This window comes from Brevibacterium sp. HMSC08F02 (assembly GCF_001807555.1).
Taxonomy (GTDB): domain Bacteria; phylum Actinomycetota; class Actinomycetes; order Actinomycetales; family Brevibacteriaceae; genus Brevibacterium; species Brevibacterium ravenspurgense.
Genome location: NZ_KV789360.1, coordinates 12,564 through 28,359, shown reverse-complemented (window position 1 = coordinate 28,359; position 15,796 = coordinate 12,564). Strand labels below are relative to the sequence as shown.

Annotated in this window: 11 protein-coding genes; 6 read left to right on the top strand and 5 right to left on the bottom strand. The window is 61.5% G+C overall.

Features of this window, described 5'->3' with window-relative positions; genetic code table 11:
• Positions 1-34: 34 nt before the first annotated feature.
• Positions 35-466 carry a hypothetical protein gene (locus tag HMPREF3172_RS06260; protein ID WP_070516253.1) on the bottom strand — a complete coding sequence of 144 codons (432 nt, stop codon included), beginning with the start codon at positions 464-466 and terminating at the stop codon, positions 35-37.
• Positions 467-987: 521 nt separating this feature from the next.
• On the opposite strand from HMPREF3172_RS06260, the gene HMPREF3172_RS06255 reads away from it, so the two are divergent.
• Positions 988-2,355 carry a S8 family peptidase gene (locus HMPREF3172_RS06255; RefSeq protein WP_176746135.1) on the top strand — a complete coding sequence of 456 codons (1,368 nt, stop codon included), beginning with the start codon at positions 988-990 and terminating at the stop codon, positions 2,353-2,355.
• A 105-nt stretch (positions 2,356-2,460) separates the two neighbouring features.
• Here HMPREF3172_RS06255 and HMPREF3172_RS06250 read toward each other — a convergent pair whose 3' ends face one another.
• From HMPREF3172_RS06250 to HMPREF3172_RS10530, 3 genes are all read right to left on the bottom strand, one after another.
• A complete protein-coding gene (locus tag HMPREF3172_RS06250) occupies positions 2,461-2,934 on the bottom strand; it encodes a hypothetical protein (protein ID WP_061941346.1) in 474 nt (157 codons plus the stop codon).
• 39 nt (positions 2,935-2,973) lie between these two features.
• Complete coding sequence (locus HMPREF3172_RS06245; protein WP_070516250.1) at positions 2,974-5,670, bottom strand: choice-of-anchor M domain-containing protein; 2,697 nt, start codon at positions 5,668-5,670, stop codon at positions 2,974-2,976.
• A gap of 303 nt (positions 5,671-5,973) precedes the next feature.
• A complete protein-coding gene (locus HMPREF3172_RS10530) occupies positions 5,974-8,262 on the bottom strand; it encodes a PT domain-containing protein (protein ID WP_070516248.1) in 2,289 nt (762 codons plus the stop codon).
• Between the two features lie 231 nt (positions 8,263-8,493).
• On the opposite strand from HMPREF3172_RS10530, the gene HMPREF3172_RS06235 reads away from it, so the two are divergent.
• The 4 genes from HMPREF3172_RS06235 to HMPREF3172_RS06220 all read left to right on the top strand — a co-directional run bounded on the left by HMPREF3172_RS06235 (position 8,494) and on the right by HMPREF3172_RS06220 (position 13,709).
• Entirely contained in the window at positions 8,494-9,711 is a 1,218-nt protein-coding gene (locus HMPREF3172_RS06235; protein ID WP_070429032.1) for a sensor histidine kinase, read from the top strand.
• Positions 9,708-10,373 carry a response regulator gene (locus HMPREF3172_RS06230; RefSeq protein ID WP_070429033.1) on the top strand — a complete coding sequence of 222 codons (666 nt, stop codon included), beginning with the start codon at positions 9,708-9,710 and terminating at the stop codon, positions 10,371-10,373. The genes HMPREF3172_RS06235 and HMPREF3172_RS06230 overlap by 4 nt, the downstream gene beginning before the upstream one ends.
• An 85-nt stretch (positions 10,374-10,458) precedes the next feature.
• On the top strand, positions 10,459-11,202 hold the full coding sequence (locus tag HMPREF3172_RS06225; RefSeq protein WP_070516246.1) for an ABC transporter ATP-binding protein: 744 nt from the start codon (positions 10,459-10,461) through the stop codon (positions 11,200-11,202).
• Positions 11,199-13,709, top strand: a complete 2,511-nt coding sequence (locus HMPREF3172_RS06220) for an ABC transporter permease (RefSeq protein ID WP_070516244.1) — start codon at positions 11,199-11,201, stop codon at positions 13,707-13,709. The genes HMPREF3172_RS06225 and HMPREF3172_RS06220 overlap by 4 nt, the downstream gene beginning before the upstream one ends.
• 108 nt (positions 13,710-13,817) lie before the next feature.
• Here the strand turns inward: HMPREF3172_RS06220 and HMPREF3172_RS06215 are convergent, their stop codons facing one another.
• Positions 13,818-15,095, bottom strand: coding sequence for a class I SAM-dependent methyltransferase (locus tag HMPREF3172_RS06215; protein ID WP_070516241.1), 1,278 nt, complete (start codon positions 15,093-15,095; stop codon positions 13,818-13,820).
• Positions 15,096-15,263: 168 nt separating this feature from the next.
• On the opposite strand from HMPREF3172_RS06215, the gene HMPREF3172_RS06210 reads away from it, so the two are divergent.
• A complete protein-coding gene (locus tag HMPREF3172_RS06210) occupies positions 15,264-15,674 on the top strand; it encodes a universal stress protein (protein WP_019174688.1) in 411 nt (136 codons plus the stop codon).
• Positions 15,675-15,796: the final 122 nt, after the last annotated feature.

Genomic DNA, 15,796 nt, shown 5'->3' with positions numbered 1-15,796 from the left:
AACGATTTCATACACCACACAAAAGGACTTGACCTTATTCTGCTTGGCGGGCCGGGTTCAGTTTTTCGATCGCCGACATCGGGGTGTCATAGGCAAGGACGTTGTAGCCGTCGTCTTCCCCAGGCCATAGGAACGTGTGGTCGAACCTGTCGCTGGCAAGGTCGTATCGGACAATCCAGGTCTGCCAATCACCACGCTCGGGATCTGCAGTCAGTTCCCGAAGCCGCGCGATCAGCGCCTCGTTCAACGCCGGATTCAGCGCGGACACTGTGGTGATCCACGTTTCCTCACCGACAAACCGCCATGCCTGGTGAGCTGAGTGCCCCGGCTCGTAACCGGACACAACCACAAAACCGTCCCACGGCTTGCGCTGATTGAGTTTCCTGTCCACCCGCAGGCACCGGCCGATGACTTCCAGGATCGAATCGGCAGAGTCGTAATCCACCTCGATATCGGGTGCAGTCACTGTGTTCCCTCCAGCGTTGCCAGGTGCTTACGGAAAATCCTATCGGTTTCTACGCTTTTCGTGTGACCGAAATGGACTGAAACCCGCAGACCGTTACGTGGCCGTGGTGGATTACAACTCGCCGAAAAGGCAGGGTCGGCGATCTTCGTTCACAAGCATGGGAAAGGTTCGACCGCCGGGTGCGTATCCGAGAGGCAGCCTTCGTTTTATGTGGTGGCATGGTTCACGTGGTGTTCATCCATGCGCACTAGTTTTGACGGGTGGCGTCTAGGGTTGGGGGCGTCGCCGCGGCTTATTTCATGTTGGCCCGAGGTGAGAGGACCCCGGTAATGCGCGTTGAGGATTCCCCGACTGATGTGACGGCGTCACGGTATGGGACGGCCCGGGGCCGAACCGTAGGCCGGCGGATCTGGGGCGCTCTTCTTGCCGCCGTCACAATGGCCGGGAGCATTGTCATCCCACTCGCTCCGTCGGTTGCTGCCGGCGATGCCTCGCCGTGGTTTGACGATGAACTGGGCTACGTGAAGCTGCGCGATCAGGGCCTCGATGGGTCTGGGGTGACGATCGCTATCGCGGAAACGGGCGTCGACCTCAACTCCCCCGACCTCAAGGGCGCTGATATCGAATTCGTGCCGATGCCCGATGAATGCCTGCCGATGCGGGAAGCCTCGAAGAGCGCCGTAGATCTTGACGGGGCCACTTACCAGGAGTCCGTTGCGCACGGGACTCAGGTGGCGACGATGATCGTCGGACAGGGTGGCAACGGGCGTATTCAAGGGGTGGCGCCGAAAGCAAAGCTACTCGTCATGGAACAGCCCTTTGCCTTGACCCCGTCCTCATCGGGCTGGCCGTCCGACTGCGATGAGATGGTGGTGCTCGGTGGCGGACGCATGATGGAGGCCGAAAAGCGTGGGGCCGACATTATGTCGATGTCGAGACTCGGGCCGACCCAGCCGTCCAGCTACCAGAATGCCTACTGGCAGATGCGCGGCAAGGCGCTCATAACCGGTGCGGGAAACGACCGGAATGTCTCCGCCGAATCGGCAGGCCTACCGGGTGTGGTGTCGGTGACCGCCTCGAAGCCGGGCGCAGCAGCTACGAACTGGGCAGCAGCAGGTGAGGGGCTCACGGTTGCGGCGCCCGGGGAGAAGCTCACCTTGCGCGAGGCGGATGGAAAACTGGTGTCCAATGGTGCAGGCACGAGCTTTTCGTCGCCGATCGTTGCGGGAACGCTGGCGCTCGGACACCAAAAATGGCCCGATGCGACCTATCACCAACTCATTCACTCGCTGACGGAAACGGCGAGCAACGGCGGGCGCCAGAGCAGTGAGCTCGGGTTTGGTGTCATCGATCCGGTTGCGTTTATCGACAATGACCCGATGCAGTATCCCGATGAGCCCATCACCTATCCCGGTACGGCCAACGATGATCCACAGTGGGATGTCGTGCGTGAACTGTGCGACGGCTTCGCGGACGAGTCGACAATGGCCTATCCCGAGCACTACAAGGTTGATGCGGGCGTCGACCCGGAGGCCGTCAGGTGGCTGCCCCAGGTGGCGAAAGACGAAGGCTGGCTGGGGATGGCCCCGAACGCCGGGGAATGGGGTAACGGGAGCGATACCTCGTCTGATAAGGAAACGGCCGCCACGCCGACCCAGCCCGCAGGTTTCCCGACCCTCGCTGTGGTCGCGATTGCCGCGGGGGCCATCGTCGTCCTTGCACTCATCGTCGTCCTGGTGCTCATCATCGTCCTGACTCGACGCAAGAACCGGACCGCCCATGCCGGGCCGCCTCAACAGTATCCGCCCCAACAGTTTGCGCCGAACCAGCAGCGGTACTGCGGGGACCCCAACCAGCAGCGGCAGGAGTCCCAGCCGAAGCAGGGTTAGCGGCGCTGGAATCCCTGGATGACGGCCGATGGCTTCCAGGATCGAATCGCAGAGTCTTAATTCACCTGGATATCGGGCGCAGTCACTGCGCTTCCTCCAATGTCGTCAGACGGGCGGCTTACCCCTGGCCGCAGTCAGCCATTGCGGCTCTTCAGCAGGATGGGCGGGATTCAGTGCTTCAATCGTCGACATCGGGGTGTCGTAGCCGATCACGTTGTACCCCGCATCTTCTCCCGGCCACAGGAAGATGTGATCGAAGGAGTCGCTGGCGAGGTCATAGAGAATGACCCAGGTCTGCCATTCACCGCGTTCGGGGTCGGCAGTGAGCTCACGCAGCCGTTCCATCACGTCAAGGTTGAACGCCGGATTGGCAATGTTCACCCCCGTGGGCAGGGTCTCTTCACCGACAAACCGCCATGCCTGCATCGCCGCGTGCGCCTCCTCAAAACCGGTCAGGATCACAAAGCCGTCCCACGGTTTTTCCTCGTTGAGCCGCTCGTCTGCGCGCAGGCACCAGCCCGTAATCTCCAGGATCGATTCGGCGGAGTCGAGGTCCACCTCGAAATCGGATGCAGTCACTGTGTTCCCTCCAGCGTCGCCAGGTGCTTACGGAAAATCCTATCGATTTCTGCGCTTTTCGTGTGGCCGAATTGGACGGCGACCAGCTGCCACCAGCACAGCACCCCCACCAACGAGAACACCGGCTAACATCCCAAGGGGCAGGAGCGTCGCACCGGTGCGCGGCAGAGTCCCGCCACCACCCGAAGCAGTTCCACCCGAAGCGGCACCATCAGCAGCACCTGCCGAACCGTTTGATGCACTGCTAACGTCACCACCCGAGGCGCCCGTTGCGTCAGCGTTGGAATCTTCACCTGAATCTGCACTCGGCTGTTCCGCACCGGGCTCCTCGCCCTGCTCACCCGGATTGCCGCCCGGAGCCTCCGGGGCATCTGCACCCGGGTTCGTGCCGCCCTGATCACCCGACTCACCGCCGGGAGCTTCTGGCACGCTTGGTTCCTGACCAGATTCGTCACCCGGCACCTCGCCAGGCCCATCACCCGGCACCTCGCCAGATCCGTCACCCGGCACCTCGCCACCGGCAGACTTCTGCACTACCTCGAAGGTCAGCCGCTGAGTTTTCGCCTGCACTTCACCACCGGCGCTGCGCTCACCGCCGCTGTCCCGCTTAGCTCGCGCGGTCACGTCAATCGTGTACGTTCCGGGCTTCGTGAAGGCCCACGCTGTGTGCATGTGTGTGCCAGGCGGCAGTGGAATGTCGGAAGCCTTGTCGCTCGAGGCGTACATCTTCTGGATCGCGCCCAGATTCTCCGTGTAGGCAAACCACTTGCCACCCTCAGGTGCGCTCACCGGTTTGAGCGTCATCGTCGCACCTTCGGGGTACTTCGCGCGGTCAAGTGTTTCGCTCGAAAAGCCCGGCCACACCCGGCCCGGCTGCTGAGCCTGCGGCAGAACATACAGCTCAGAGCCCTTTGGCCCAAGAACGTCGTAGCTCGGATCGGCAAGCGCATTGCCTTCACGCTTGACCTTCGCGAGCTTCGTGACTGCCAGCGTCGTCGAATCAATCGTGCGCGTCACCGACTCCGTGGCATGCTGACGCGAATCATCACCGAGGGCCACAGAGAATTCGCCCTTGTGATCCATTGCGCGCAGGTCTACATGCCCACGGCTGATTGTGACAGGCGTGCTCAGGAGGTCCCCGTCAGAACCGTCATTTCCGTCACCCGGATCCGGCAGCGGAGTCCCATCCCCCGGCTTCGGCTTCGTGCCGCCGTCTCCAGGGCCGGGTTCTTCACCGCCGTTACCCGGTGGCGGAGTTGCGCCCGCACCGATTTCAGAAAAGCGAGTCTCCACGGTCTTACCGGCACTGCTGACCTTGCCCAGATCAACTGTGTCCGTATTGCCGATCGCCGCACGCGGCTGCGGTTCCAGCGTCAGCTTCAGCGTGTACTCATCGCCCTTGCAGTACTCACGATCCACCTCGAGGTTTCTCCGCCCCGGACCGCTGACACCATCAACAGAGCAGGTGGGTTCGTCATAGCCCTCTTCATAGAAACCACCCGCGACGTTGTAGATGAGCGAATCATCCGCGGGCTTCGTTTCAATCGTGACCCTGTTGTCGTCGCTTTGCGTACGAGCACTGACAGAGACATCACGGGAGCCGACCTTCACCTCGCCGTTTGAGAAGCCGCCGGCAGGTGCTGCTGGGGTTTCTTGCGGAAACTCCCCCGGCTGATTCGTGGACACCGGCTTCTGCCCGGTACTCGAGGTAAGCGGCGCACTGACCCAGCGTGCCGCACCCTTGGTCGGCACGAACACTGCCTGGAAGGTTGACGAGGTGGAGCCGATCATTTCACTCCACGTCGCCTTGCCGTTCTTCACCGGGACCTCAGCAAGGTGATAGCCGTCGATGTAGAACACGACCGTGCCCTCGGCGGCTTCAGTGCCGGCGTCGAAAGTCAGATCGGTCAGGTTCTTGTCACCGTCTTTTTCGCTGCCTGAGTGCGGGGCGATTATGAAGTTCGGGGACGAGGTGCCGCTAACGTTCCCGGCATTGTTGTAGGCGGTCTTAACATCACCGAGCTTTTCATCAGCCGGGTTCGTGCCGCCCACACGCCACACCAGGGTTGTGGGCTTCGAAGCAGTGAAAGCGCCATCAGTCGTGCGAGCGCTCGCATCGAAAGTGACCTCATAGCGGCCGGGCTTTGTGAACGTTGTGATGTTGTGCGTGTGCGTGCCCGGATCCAGCCACACGGTCCGCGAAACGTTGTCATGTGACGAGAACAGGCGCGTCACGGGCAGGCTGCCGAACGTCGAATAGTTGAACATGTTCATTTCGCCCGGACCGTTGAAGCCGACGAGCTCCAAAGCGAAGTTCCCGTCAAGAAAGTTTTCAATGGGCACAGCGGTGTCGGCGCCGAAGCCCGACCAGATGGGGCTGTTGCCCGGGCCCGGGACCTGCGGTGCCATGTAGAGCAGCTGACCATCCTTGCCCAGGAAGTTCAGGCGGGGATCATCCGTAATCGGGAAAACATAATTCTGGCTGCCGTCATCGTTATAGCCACGGCCAACCCAATTGGCCGTTTCATCCAGTGGAACGTTTTTCCCGCCCGCCTGGGAATTGATGACGAACGAGTTCACCTCTTTATTCCAGAAGACCTTCGGCGCATCGATGTGCGCCTGTGTTTCGACACTGCGATCGTCATCCGGCCCTGCGAGAGCAGGAGCCGCAGCGAACGCGGCAGCCGTAGCCGCAACCGCCGCAAACGAGGTACAGACCGCGAACAGACCGCGCATGAGCCCCTCCTTCAATGGTCAGCATTCTCAATACAGAAACTCAGCGAGAATTAAATTACCCAGAAAAGGGGTGTTTTGTCATTTGCATAAAGAGCCGTTAATAGGATGCAAAAGCACTTATATGTTTATTCGTGCAGATATTCGGAATCGTTAGTCTGTGGAATCGTTTCTGAAACAGTTACGGAGTCTTCGGGTGGATGCCGGCGTAGAGCACCCGTCCGGTGAAGGCGCAAAAACACGGTGCGAGCGAGGTGTTCCTCGCCCGCACCGTGCTCTATTCAGCTGCGATCACACGTTCAGCACTCAGCCTTTGCGACGGCGTGCAACCAGCAGAGAACCAACCGCGATGAGTCCCAGCCCAGCCGCCAGGCTCATGCCGACACTGACACCAGTGCGCGGCATTGAACCCTTCTGCGATGAGCTGCTGTCAGACGCGCTGCCCGTGGTCGAGCCGCTGCCGCTCTCCGTGGAACCGCCGGTGCTGCCATTGCCATCGGACTCACCGGGTGCAGGAGCTGCGGAGCCGCCTTCGGTCGAACCGTCGGTTGCACCCTCCGTCGGATCCTGGGATGGTTCGTCGGTCGGTTCATCCGTCGGGTCATCCGTCGGCTCGTCGGTAGGCTCATCCGTCGGGTCCTGAGTCGGCTCATCCGTCGGCTCGTCGGTTGGATCGTCCGTCGGCTCATCCGTCGGCTCGTCGGTGGGGTCTTCCTTCGGTCCCGTGGTCACCACGAACTCGAAGCGGCCGAAGTCATCGCCCATTTCCGAACGCTTGATCGAGAACTCTGTGGGCTCCTGTTCGGCCGATGCTTCAGCGGCAGAGGCCGCAGCGAAGGCAACCGGTGCGGCGGCAGGCGTTGCCTCCGGGTCAGCAGAAGGTGCTGCAGCTTCGGCATCGTACAGCACACGAGTCTCGCCACCACGAGTAGCCGACGGCTCCACCTCGACCTTGACAACCCGGCGGCCGTCCTTCAGGTTGACGCCCAGGGTCACCGTGTCTTCTGTGAAGAAGTGACGGATCTTCTTTTCTGCGTCTGCAGTGGCGAGGAAGCCAGCATCCGAAGCGAACGCACCCAGCTTCGTGTCGCCGTCCTTGAAGTAGACGCTTTCCACACCGTCATCCTTGATCTTCGCGGAAGCATCAATGCGGCTCGACGCATAGTGAGCCTCGACCGTCTCCCCGGCCTTCACCTCGATCGTGGTGGTGACAAACTGGCCGGTGTCAGTGACGGTTCCTGTCTGCTTGCCGTTGCCTTCATCGATGTACACGGCTTCATTCTTGCCCTCAAGCGTCTCGAAGGGCAGGCGCTTACCGTCGGCATCGACAATCGCACCGAAGCCCTGCGCGGTCCCCTGAGTGCGCATATACACCGTGTACTTGCCTGCGGGCAGACCCTGCTTCTGCAGCGAACCGGGAAGAACCTTGAACCATTCCTTGGTGTCCTCATTGAAGAGGTTCACATAGTCATCCAGGTCCTCGTCAGTGCCGCTGTCGTACGTGTTGTTGAGGTTCTCATCGCGGAACAGACGGAAGTCGACCTTGCCGAACTCAGCAGTCTTCTCCAGTTCGACCTTGAACTCGAAGCGACCGAAATCATCCCCCATTTCTGAGCGCTTCACGCGGTACTCCGTCGCGGAAACCTTCTCAGCTTCGACAGTCTTACCGGCACCCAGACCGCCGACGGTCACATTCTTCACACGCTGACCGGCCACCGTGTTCACACCGACCGTGATCCATTCCTCAGAGAAGAAATGGCGTGCCTTCTTCGAAGCGTCATCCGAAGCCAGGTAACCGGAGTCCGATTCAAAGGACTTCAGCTTCCGGTTGCCGTCCTTGAAATACACATCGGTGGGGACGTTCTCACCATCCAGGGTGACCTTCGTTGCAGCGTCGATCCGCGTCGACGCATAGTGAGCGGTGGCAGTTTCCCCGGCCTTCACCTCGATCGTGGTGGTGACAAAACGACCGGTATCAGTAACAGTCTCCGCCGTCTCCCCGCTGTCTTCGTCAATATACGTCGCGTCGTTCTGCTCTTTCAGTTCAGCGAAAGGCAGACGCTTGCCCTTAGCATCGACAACCACACCAAAACCATCCGCGATCGAAGCATCACGCATGTACACCGTGTACGTGCCAGCCGGCAGACCCTGCTTCTGCAAGGAACCGGGCAGAACCTTAAACCACTCACCGGTCTTCTGGTTCTTCAGGTTCACGTAGCCATCGTGGGAGTCCTCATCCTCATACGTATTGTTGAGGTTCTCGTCACGGAACAGACGGAAATCAACCTTGCCGGTCTTCGCTTCTTCCTCTTCTTCCGCTGCTTCCGAAGGCTCCGAGTTAGGAGTTGCCGGGGCGTCAGCTTCCGGGGTCTTCGGGTCTTCAGAAGGTTCCGAGGTGGGCCTGGCCGGAGCTTCGGCAGCTTCCGAAGGCTTGGGTTCTTCTGAAGGTTCCGAGGCGGAGGTATCCTTCGCCGGTTCTTCCGAAGAAGCTTCCTGGGCTGCCGGCAGAGCGGCAAAAACAGCTGTCGACGGGGTCAGCGTTCCGATGACAGCGGCAGCAAGAACAAACGCGCCGAAGCGCTGAGAGCGGGGCATGGGTGATCTCCATTGACGATCAGAGCAGGGTCTCGCTTACCCTCACAGACCAATCTGAATCAGCAGTCCCACCTGGTTAAATACAGAATGAACACAGGTCAGCGGCCCAAAAAGCGAGCGCGGACCCGAGCGGCACCTCGCCAATGCACCCCGCAGGATCATATCCCACAGCGCAGAACTCATCCCGCGGGACGATGAAAGCCCACCCTGGGGCTTCCTAGACTTACTGTCATGGCAGAACCGTGGCACGTGAGGGCATCGCAGTTTTTCTCGACCCATAAATGGATTGTTGACTCGCTGCTCTTCGCCGCTCCCCTGATGCTCATCGCGTTCAGCTTTCGGTTCTATGAAGACGATGTGCGCGGCATCATCCACATGGTGCTCCTGGGTGCAATGGGCGCCGCACTCACCTTCCGCCGCACATTCCCGCTGGTCACCGGCTGGGCAGTGGCAGCGACAGGTCTCGGTTACGCCCTGACAGGCGGATACCCACATCCCACACTGCTGGCAGTTCCCATCACGGTTCACGCAGTCACCGCATATGCTCCCCGCCGTTGGGGCAAGATCTTCCTTGCCCTGGGCGCGGCAGCATCTCTGATCTTCCTTGTGAGCGTCTCGGCCATGATGTACCTGGAGGGTGCGCGAATCAAGGATGTTACGCCCGGTGACCTGCTGATGTACGTTTCCGCGTTCTTTGTGTTCCCCCTGGCTGCAGTCGCATTCGCCTGGGCCACAGGCGACTACCGCCGCCGCAGAACCGACGAACTCCAGCGGATAGCTGAACGCAGCGCACTGCTTGAACGAGAACGCGAAAACGAAATCCGGTTGGCCTCTGATGCCGAACGCATGCGCATTGCCCGAGAAATGCACGACATCATCGCCCACTCCATGTCGGTCATCATCACCCAGGCCGACGGCGGCCGCTACGCTGCCGCGCGCTCACCCGAAGCGGCCGTGGCAGCACTGGAAACGATTGCCGACACCGGGCGCGAAGCCCTGGGAAACCTGCGCGGCATCCTCGGGGTCCTGCGCGACAGAGAACCCGGACAGAAAACCGCACCCATGCCAGCCATCAGCGACCTCGGCACCCTCATCGACAACGTCCGCTCAGCCGGCCTTGATGTCACGCTGGAAGTTTCCCCCGACCTCCCCACCCTGTCGCCGGCAGCCGAACTTGCCGTATACCGTGTCGTGCAAGAAGCACTCACCAACACAATGAAACACGGCGGACCACACGCCCGCGCATCCGTCACCGTACGGCCGGGCGACAAAGAGCTCATCGCCGACATCACCTCTACCGGGCACGCTGACCGTTCAGCCGTTCCGGGTTCCGGCGCCGGCATTCAGGGCATGAAAGAGCGAGCGCGCGTTCACAACGGCACGCTCACCGCCGAACCGACAGACACCGGATTCTCAGTTCAGCTGACACTGCCCGAGGACAACTCATGACCATTCGCGTACTTCTTGTTGACGACCAGGCTCTTGTACGGGCTGGATTCGCGATGGTGATCGACTCACAAGACGACATGAAGGTCATCGCTCAGGCAGAAAACGGCCGTGAGGCCGTCAACACCGTTGCGGCACAGGCAGTCGACGTTGTTCTCATGGACATCCGCATGCCCGTCCTTGACGGACTGTCCGCCACAGCTGAAATCATGGCGCTCGGCGATGCCCGGAAGCTCCCCCGCGTGCCCACCGTCATCGTGCTCACCACATTCGACACAGACGAATACGCGCTATCGGCTCTGCGATCAGGGGCCAGCGGTTTTCTGCTGAAAGACGCCCGCCCCGAGGTGCTGCTCGACTCCATACGACAAGCCCACACGGGTGGCGCCGTCATCGCACCATCGACCACCCGCAGGCTGCTGCAGACCGTCATCGCAGAACCCGCCCCACCCACCGAACACGCCCAGAAACTGGAGCGGCTCACAGCGCGCGAACGCGAAGTCTTCCAGCTGATCGCGCAGGGGAAGTCGAACGCGGAAATCGGGGACGAACTGTTCATGGCCGAACCCACAGTCAAAACCCACGTCCGGAACATCCTGGCAAAACTCGGAGTGCGCGACCGCATCCACGCCGTCATCCTGGCGTACGAGACGGGAATCGTATGAACCTCATCCTCAGGGATGAGGAACACCTTTCAGGAGCATCCCACGGGCCGATGATCTGAGCTGACGAGCTCGCGAAAGTGGAAACATGACGATTTCCACAGCGCACTCAACCGCGATCAGCGCCCGCGGCATCAGCAAGTCCTACGGCACCGGCGAAGCCCGCCTGACCGTATTCGACAACTTCAGCATCGACATTCAGGCCGGTAAGTTCACCGCGATCATGGGGCCCTCCGGGTCTGGCAAGTCGACCCTCATGCACATACTGGCCGGATTGGACAGCCCCGACAGCGGCTCCGTGACCCTGGCCGGACGGGCAATCACCGGCATCAGCGACTCCGCCCTGACGAAAATCAGGCGCAACCACATGGGGTTCGTCTTTCAGGCGTTCAACCTGATCCCCGCAATGACCGCCGATGAAAACATCATGCTCCCGGCCAAACTGGCTCGCAGCAAAGTCAACCAGGAATTCAAACGAGCAATCGTCGAAAACCTCGGACTGACCGACCGACTGAGCCACCGCCCCCACGAACTTTCCGGCGGCCAACAACAGCGCGTCGCCGTTGCCCGCGCACTCGTCAACCAGCCTGAAGTCCTGTTTGCCGACGAACCCACCGGCGCACTCGACACACGCACCGGCACCGAAGTCCTGCAGACCTTGCGCAGCTGCGTAAGCGAATTGGGCCAGACCGTCGTCATGGTCACCCACGACCCATCAGCCGCCGCCTACGCCGACCGCGTCGTGATGCTCGCTGACGGATACGTGGTGGGCGAGCTCTACTCCCCGACTGTCGAGGCGATCTCCGACGCACTTCTGGAGGTCACCAAATGATCGTCAAAGCAAACCTGCGCTCCGGCGGTGCACGCCTGATAGCCGCGGCACTGACCATCATCGTGTCGGTCGCATTCGTCGTTGCCGTCACCGGTGTGCTGGCATCCTTCAACAAAACCATCCGCGGTGAATTCTCCGCTCAGTATTCAGGTGCGGACCTTGTGGTGACAAACGACTACGACCCCCTTGAAGAGTCGACAGAAAAGAAGATCAACAGCATCAAGGGAGTCAAAGAAACACAGCGAATCGAATCGACCTTCGCACGCCTGCCCAGCGGCGGATTCACCGAAGTCTCCGTGTGGCCCAAAAACAGCCACATCGAAGTGACAACAGGCAAAGCGCCTACCAAAGCCGACCAGATCCTGTTCGACACCTCAGTCGCCGAACAGGAAAACAAGGAAGTCGGAGACCAAGTTGAGCTGAGCGTTCCCTCCTTCGAGGGCGGGCAGGACACCAAACGCACCTACACCATCACCGGCATCGGCCCCATGCCCTCAGCCGCACTCCAGGTGACCAACCACGGCATTGCCGACCTGGACCCGGGTTTCAACTACCTGCGCGTGTTCACAGACAAGTCAGCCGACACCTCGAAAGTCCAGTCCGCGATAGCAGACGCCCTGGCCGGCTCTGAAGAGGTGGTCAGCAACACGTACGGTGCGAAACTTGCCGGTGACTACAAAGTCGCCACAGAAGACCAGTTGATCGAAGAGCGCATGAACGACGTCACGGGAGACTCCGCAACCGTCGTGACATTCATCGGCGCCTTCATTGCGGTGGCGCTGTTCGTAGCGGTGCTCGTCATTTCGAACACCTTCCAGGTGCTCGTCGCCTCGCGCACCCGTTCCCTGGCGCTCCTGCGGGCAGTTGGCGCCACACGCTCACAGCTGCGCAACGCAACCCTGGCCGAAGGTGCCGTGCTGGGTCTTGTCAGCTCCGTCATCGGAGTGTTTGTGGGCTGGGGAGCCGCCATGCTGCTGCCCATTGCCCTGCGCGCATACGTCCAGGCGAACTTCCAGACCGCACCCCTGCCAGTCCTCGCCGTGGTGCTCGGCCTGGCAGTCGGCATCACCGTCACCGTTGCAGCATCCTTCGTCCCCGCGCTTAAAGCCACACGCGTGTCCCCCATCGATGCACTGGCACCGGCAGACATCCCCGCACCCGATTCGCGCTTCCCGTGGATCCGTCTGGTGCTTGGCACAGTGCTCACCGCACTCGGCGCTGCGGTCACCGTGCTCGGGGCCAACGCTGGCGACATGACGCTCACCCTGCCCGGCGCTTTCATGGCCTTCTGCGGTGTGCTGCTGCTCAGCCGTGTGTTTGTGCCGCCCTTGGTCGAACTGATCGGACGGGTCGGCGAAAAGATCTTCCGCTCACCGACGCTCGGTCTTGTTGCGCGCAACGTGAAGCTGGCCCCGCGCAGGACCGCTTCGACAACCGCGGCGCTGCTGATCGGTGTGACCTTGGTGGCCACCATCTTCATGGGCGCGCAGACCACTCGCACAACCATCGACACGACGCTGTCCGAAGACGCACCGATCGACCTCGCAGCGCAATCAGGCTCCGACAAAACGGTCAACACCCTGAAGAATTCCGAGATCGTCAAGGACCTCGTCACCCTGCCCGGCACGCAGGCAGAGGCCTCTGAGCCATTGGGCCAGGACGGTGATCCGGAAAGCACGCACACGCACCTGATCGGCGTTGAAAAGCAGAAATACAGCGTGCCGCGCAGCACGAAGCTCCTGCCACCACCTGGCGTGGTCTACATCAAGTCGGGTCCCAACACCGAAGACATTGCCGGCAAGAAGGTCACGTTCACCGCTGGGCAGGCTGGCGGGGCTGGCAAGGCTGGCGACGCCGGGCAGAAAACCGTCAAGCTCACAGTGAAGGTCCACCATGCCGTACCCGCTGACACGGCACTTGCCAACGCAGACGACATCGCTGCCCTCGGCCTGACAAAGGCAGACGGCCAAACGTGGGTTCGTCTGGCTGACGACGCAAGCATTTCGCAGATCACAAAGCTCAAGGCTGATCTCGAGAAAACCGGTGTTTTCAGCGATGCAGACGGCGCACTCCAACGAGCATCGTATGCGCAGATCATCAGCATCATGATGGGAATTGTGCTGGGCCTGCTGGGCGCTTCGATCATCATTTCGATCGTCGGCGTGGGCAACACCCTGTCCCTGGCAACAATTGAACGCAAACGCGAAACCGCGCTGCTGCGCACCCTGGGACTGTCCCGCTGGGCAGCGGCCCGCATGGTGGCCGGCGAGGCGATGCTCATGGCCATCGTCTCACTCATCGTGGGCACGGGCTTGGGCGTTCTGTTCGGCTGGGCTGGAGTTCGTTCGCTGCTGACCGCCGAAGGCATCACCGTCGCACCAGACGTCCCGTGGACGATGTTTGCGGTGCTGGCAACTGTGACCGCGTTTGCGGCTTTGGCTGCATCACTCTTTCCGGCGATCGCGGCATCCCGCACACAGCCCGCACAGGGAGTCGCTCAGCGCTGAGTGCGCTAGCCGGCTATGAAAGGCCGAGGTGGAGCCCGGCTCCCAGCTGTTCGTCAGCTGGGAGCCGGGCTTCTCTGCAGGGCAAGGCTGACGAGGTGAATCAAGTGGTCAGCTTTTCACCGCCGACAGGACGGTGAACCGGCGATCCCTCGCCCATTGTTCGACGCTGTCCTGTCCGAAAAGCCCCTCGAGTTCACGCCTGTACCGCAGCACGGAATTGAACACGACGACCACACGACCGCCCGGCCGCAGCACCGCGTGGGCACTGTGCATCATCCTCTTGGCAGTATCGCTTTCGATTTCATGCCCCGCGTGAAAAGGCGGATTGAGAAGCACCACATCAAAAGCCTGCTGTGGCAGTCCCTCCCCCGCATCCGAATACTCAGAACGCCAGTCAACGCCCGCCGGCATACCCGCCTCGGCAGTCAGCTCAGCAGAAGCCAACGCCGCCGCCGACGCATCAGCGCCCACGGCCTGCCTTGCCCCCAGAACATGCGCGGCGGCCGTCAACAGCCAACCATTGCCACACCCCAAGTCGAGGATCCGCGGGCGGCCAGCAGGCACATCGTCAGTTGATGTGGAGGCAGAGCTAGCCGTGCCTGCGTGGCGCTCAGCGAGCGCGCGCAGCAGCAGAGCGGAACCCGCGTCAATCTCCGGCCCGCCGAAACACGCTCCGTACGCGGACACCTCGAGATCGGGAAGCCCCGGAATATCCGCGCGCGCAGTGCGCTGGTGCGGCTCAATCCGCGCTGTGCTGAACCCCATGCCGGATTCCGGCGTCGAACCGATGATCATTCGCGACTTATAGCGGCCCGGCGAAACATCGACCCGCTCGAAACCGCGCGCCAGCTCCGCATTGATGCCGCGGAACAAGTGCTTATCGCGACCGACGACCATGAACTCATCGACCACCGGGCGCAGCGCGGCAACGTAATCGGCCACCGCGGCCTGCGCCTTCGGCGAAATGAGCAGAGCCTTCGCCGGGCGGGCGCCTCGCACATCAAGGCCGGCAGAAATATGAGGCGGAAAACCGGGCAGCGGACGAACACTCACCCGCGAATCACCGAACATCTCACGCAAACGCTGCGCGTGCGGCAGAAAATCCGCGTACACCGTGACGGTCCCCGTGGTCGCTGCGAGAACCGCAGCCGTCACTGAACCATCCGCATCGTCAAGAACGACAAAAGAAGCGTCGTCTTCCAGCGGCACCGGATGCCGAGGTGGAACCTCGGGACGCCCGGAAATGTTCAGCTGGCCGGCGACTCGCCCCAGCAGGTAACGCGACACAAAAGCTGACAGCGGAAAACCATCCGGCCACGCAGGGAAAAGCTCACGCATACGCTGCGTGTGGGCCGTCCAGGCGGGGCTTTCAACATCAGGTTCCACGGCCTCCACTGTAGTCGCGGATGCACGCGGAGTGCGGGTGCCGCGTGGGGTGGCATAAGCATTGCGCGTGGTGTGCGGTCTGAGCGATCGGTGCCGTTTGCACGGGGTGCGGCCCGAGTCTTATGCGGGCCTACCCGAAACTTCCGCGGCACGGATAGAGTTAAGGGTATGACGATTCTTGTTGGCTACACCCCCAGCACCAAAGGCCAAGCAGCACTGACAGCAGCCGTTGACCTCGCAAAGAAAACCGGCGACAAGCTCTACGTTGTCAACGCCGGGGTCGGCGAAGCGGTAGACGAACGCGAAGTCGCAACCGAAGACCAGCTGAACAAAGCCCGCGAATACATGAAGTCCGAAGGGGTTGAAGGCAAAGTCAAGCAGTACCTGCGCGGCAACGACGCTGCCGAAGAGCTGCTTGCACTCACCGAAGCCCGCAGCGATGTGACGATGCTCGTCATCGGACTTCGCCGCCGCTCCCCCGTGGGCAAGCTCTTCATGGGCTCGATTTCGCAGAAGATCATCCTCAACGCGAAAGTCCCAGTGCTTTCGGTCCGCGAAGCCGAAGAATACGAAGTCTGAGCAGCAGGCCCAAACCGGCCCGGCGCCTCGTGGCTTAACTGGGGGCGACCGCCCGCGGCCCGGCGGGCCCACCCAGCCAGCCCGGCACCTCGCCCCGCCGCATTCTTTGTCCTGCCGGCGCA

Bases quoted from the DNA above. Each gene is read 5' to 3' on its own strand.
- HMPREF3172_RS06245 (WP_070516250.1), bottom strand. From the start codon at position 5,670: ATGCGCGGTCTGTTCGCGGTCTGTACCTCGTTTGCGGCGGTTGCGGCT.
- HMPREF3172_RS10530 (WP_070516248.1), bottom strand. From the start codon at position 8,262: ATGCCCCGCTCTCAGCGCTTCGGCGCGTTTGTTCTTGCTGCCGCTGTC.
- HMPREF3172_RS06235 (WP_070429032.1), top strand. From the start codon at position 8,494: ATGGCAGAACCGTGGCACGTGAGGGCATCGCAGTTTTTCTCGACCCAT.
- HMPREF3172_RS06230 (WP_070429033.1), top strand. From the start codon at position 9,708: ATGACCATTCGCGTACTTCTTGTTGACGACCAGGCTCTTGTACGGGCT.
- HMPREF3172_RS06225 (WP_070516246.1), top strand. From the start codon at position 10,459: ATGACGATTTCCACAGCGCACTCAACCGCGATCAGCGCCCGCGGCATC.
- HMPREF3172_RS06220 (WP_070516244.1), top strand. From the start codon at position 11,199: ATGATCGTCAAAGCAAACCTGCGCTCCGGCGGTGCACGCCTGATAGCC.
- HMPREF3172_RS06210 (WP_019174688.1), top strand. From the start codon at position 15,264: ATGACGATTCTTGTTGGCTACACCCCCAGCACCAAAGGCCAAGCAGCA.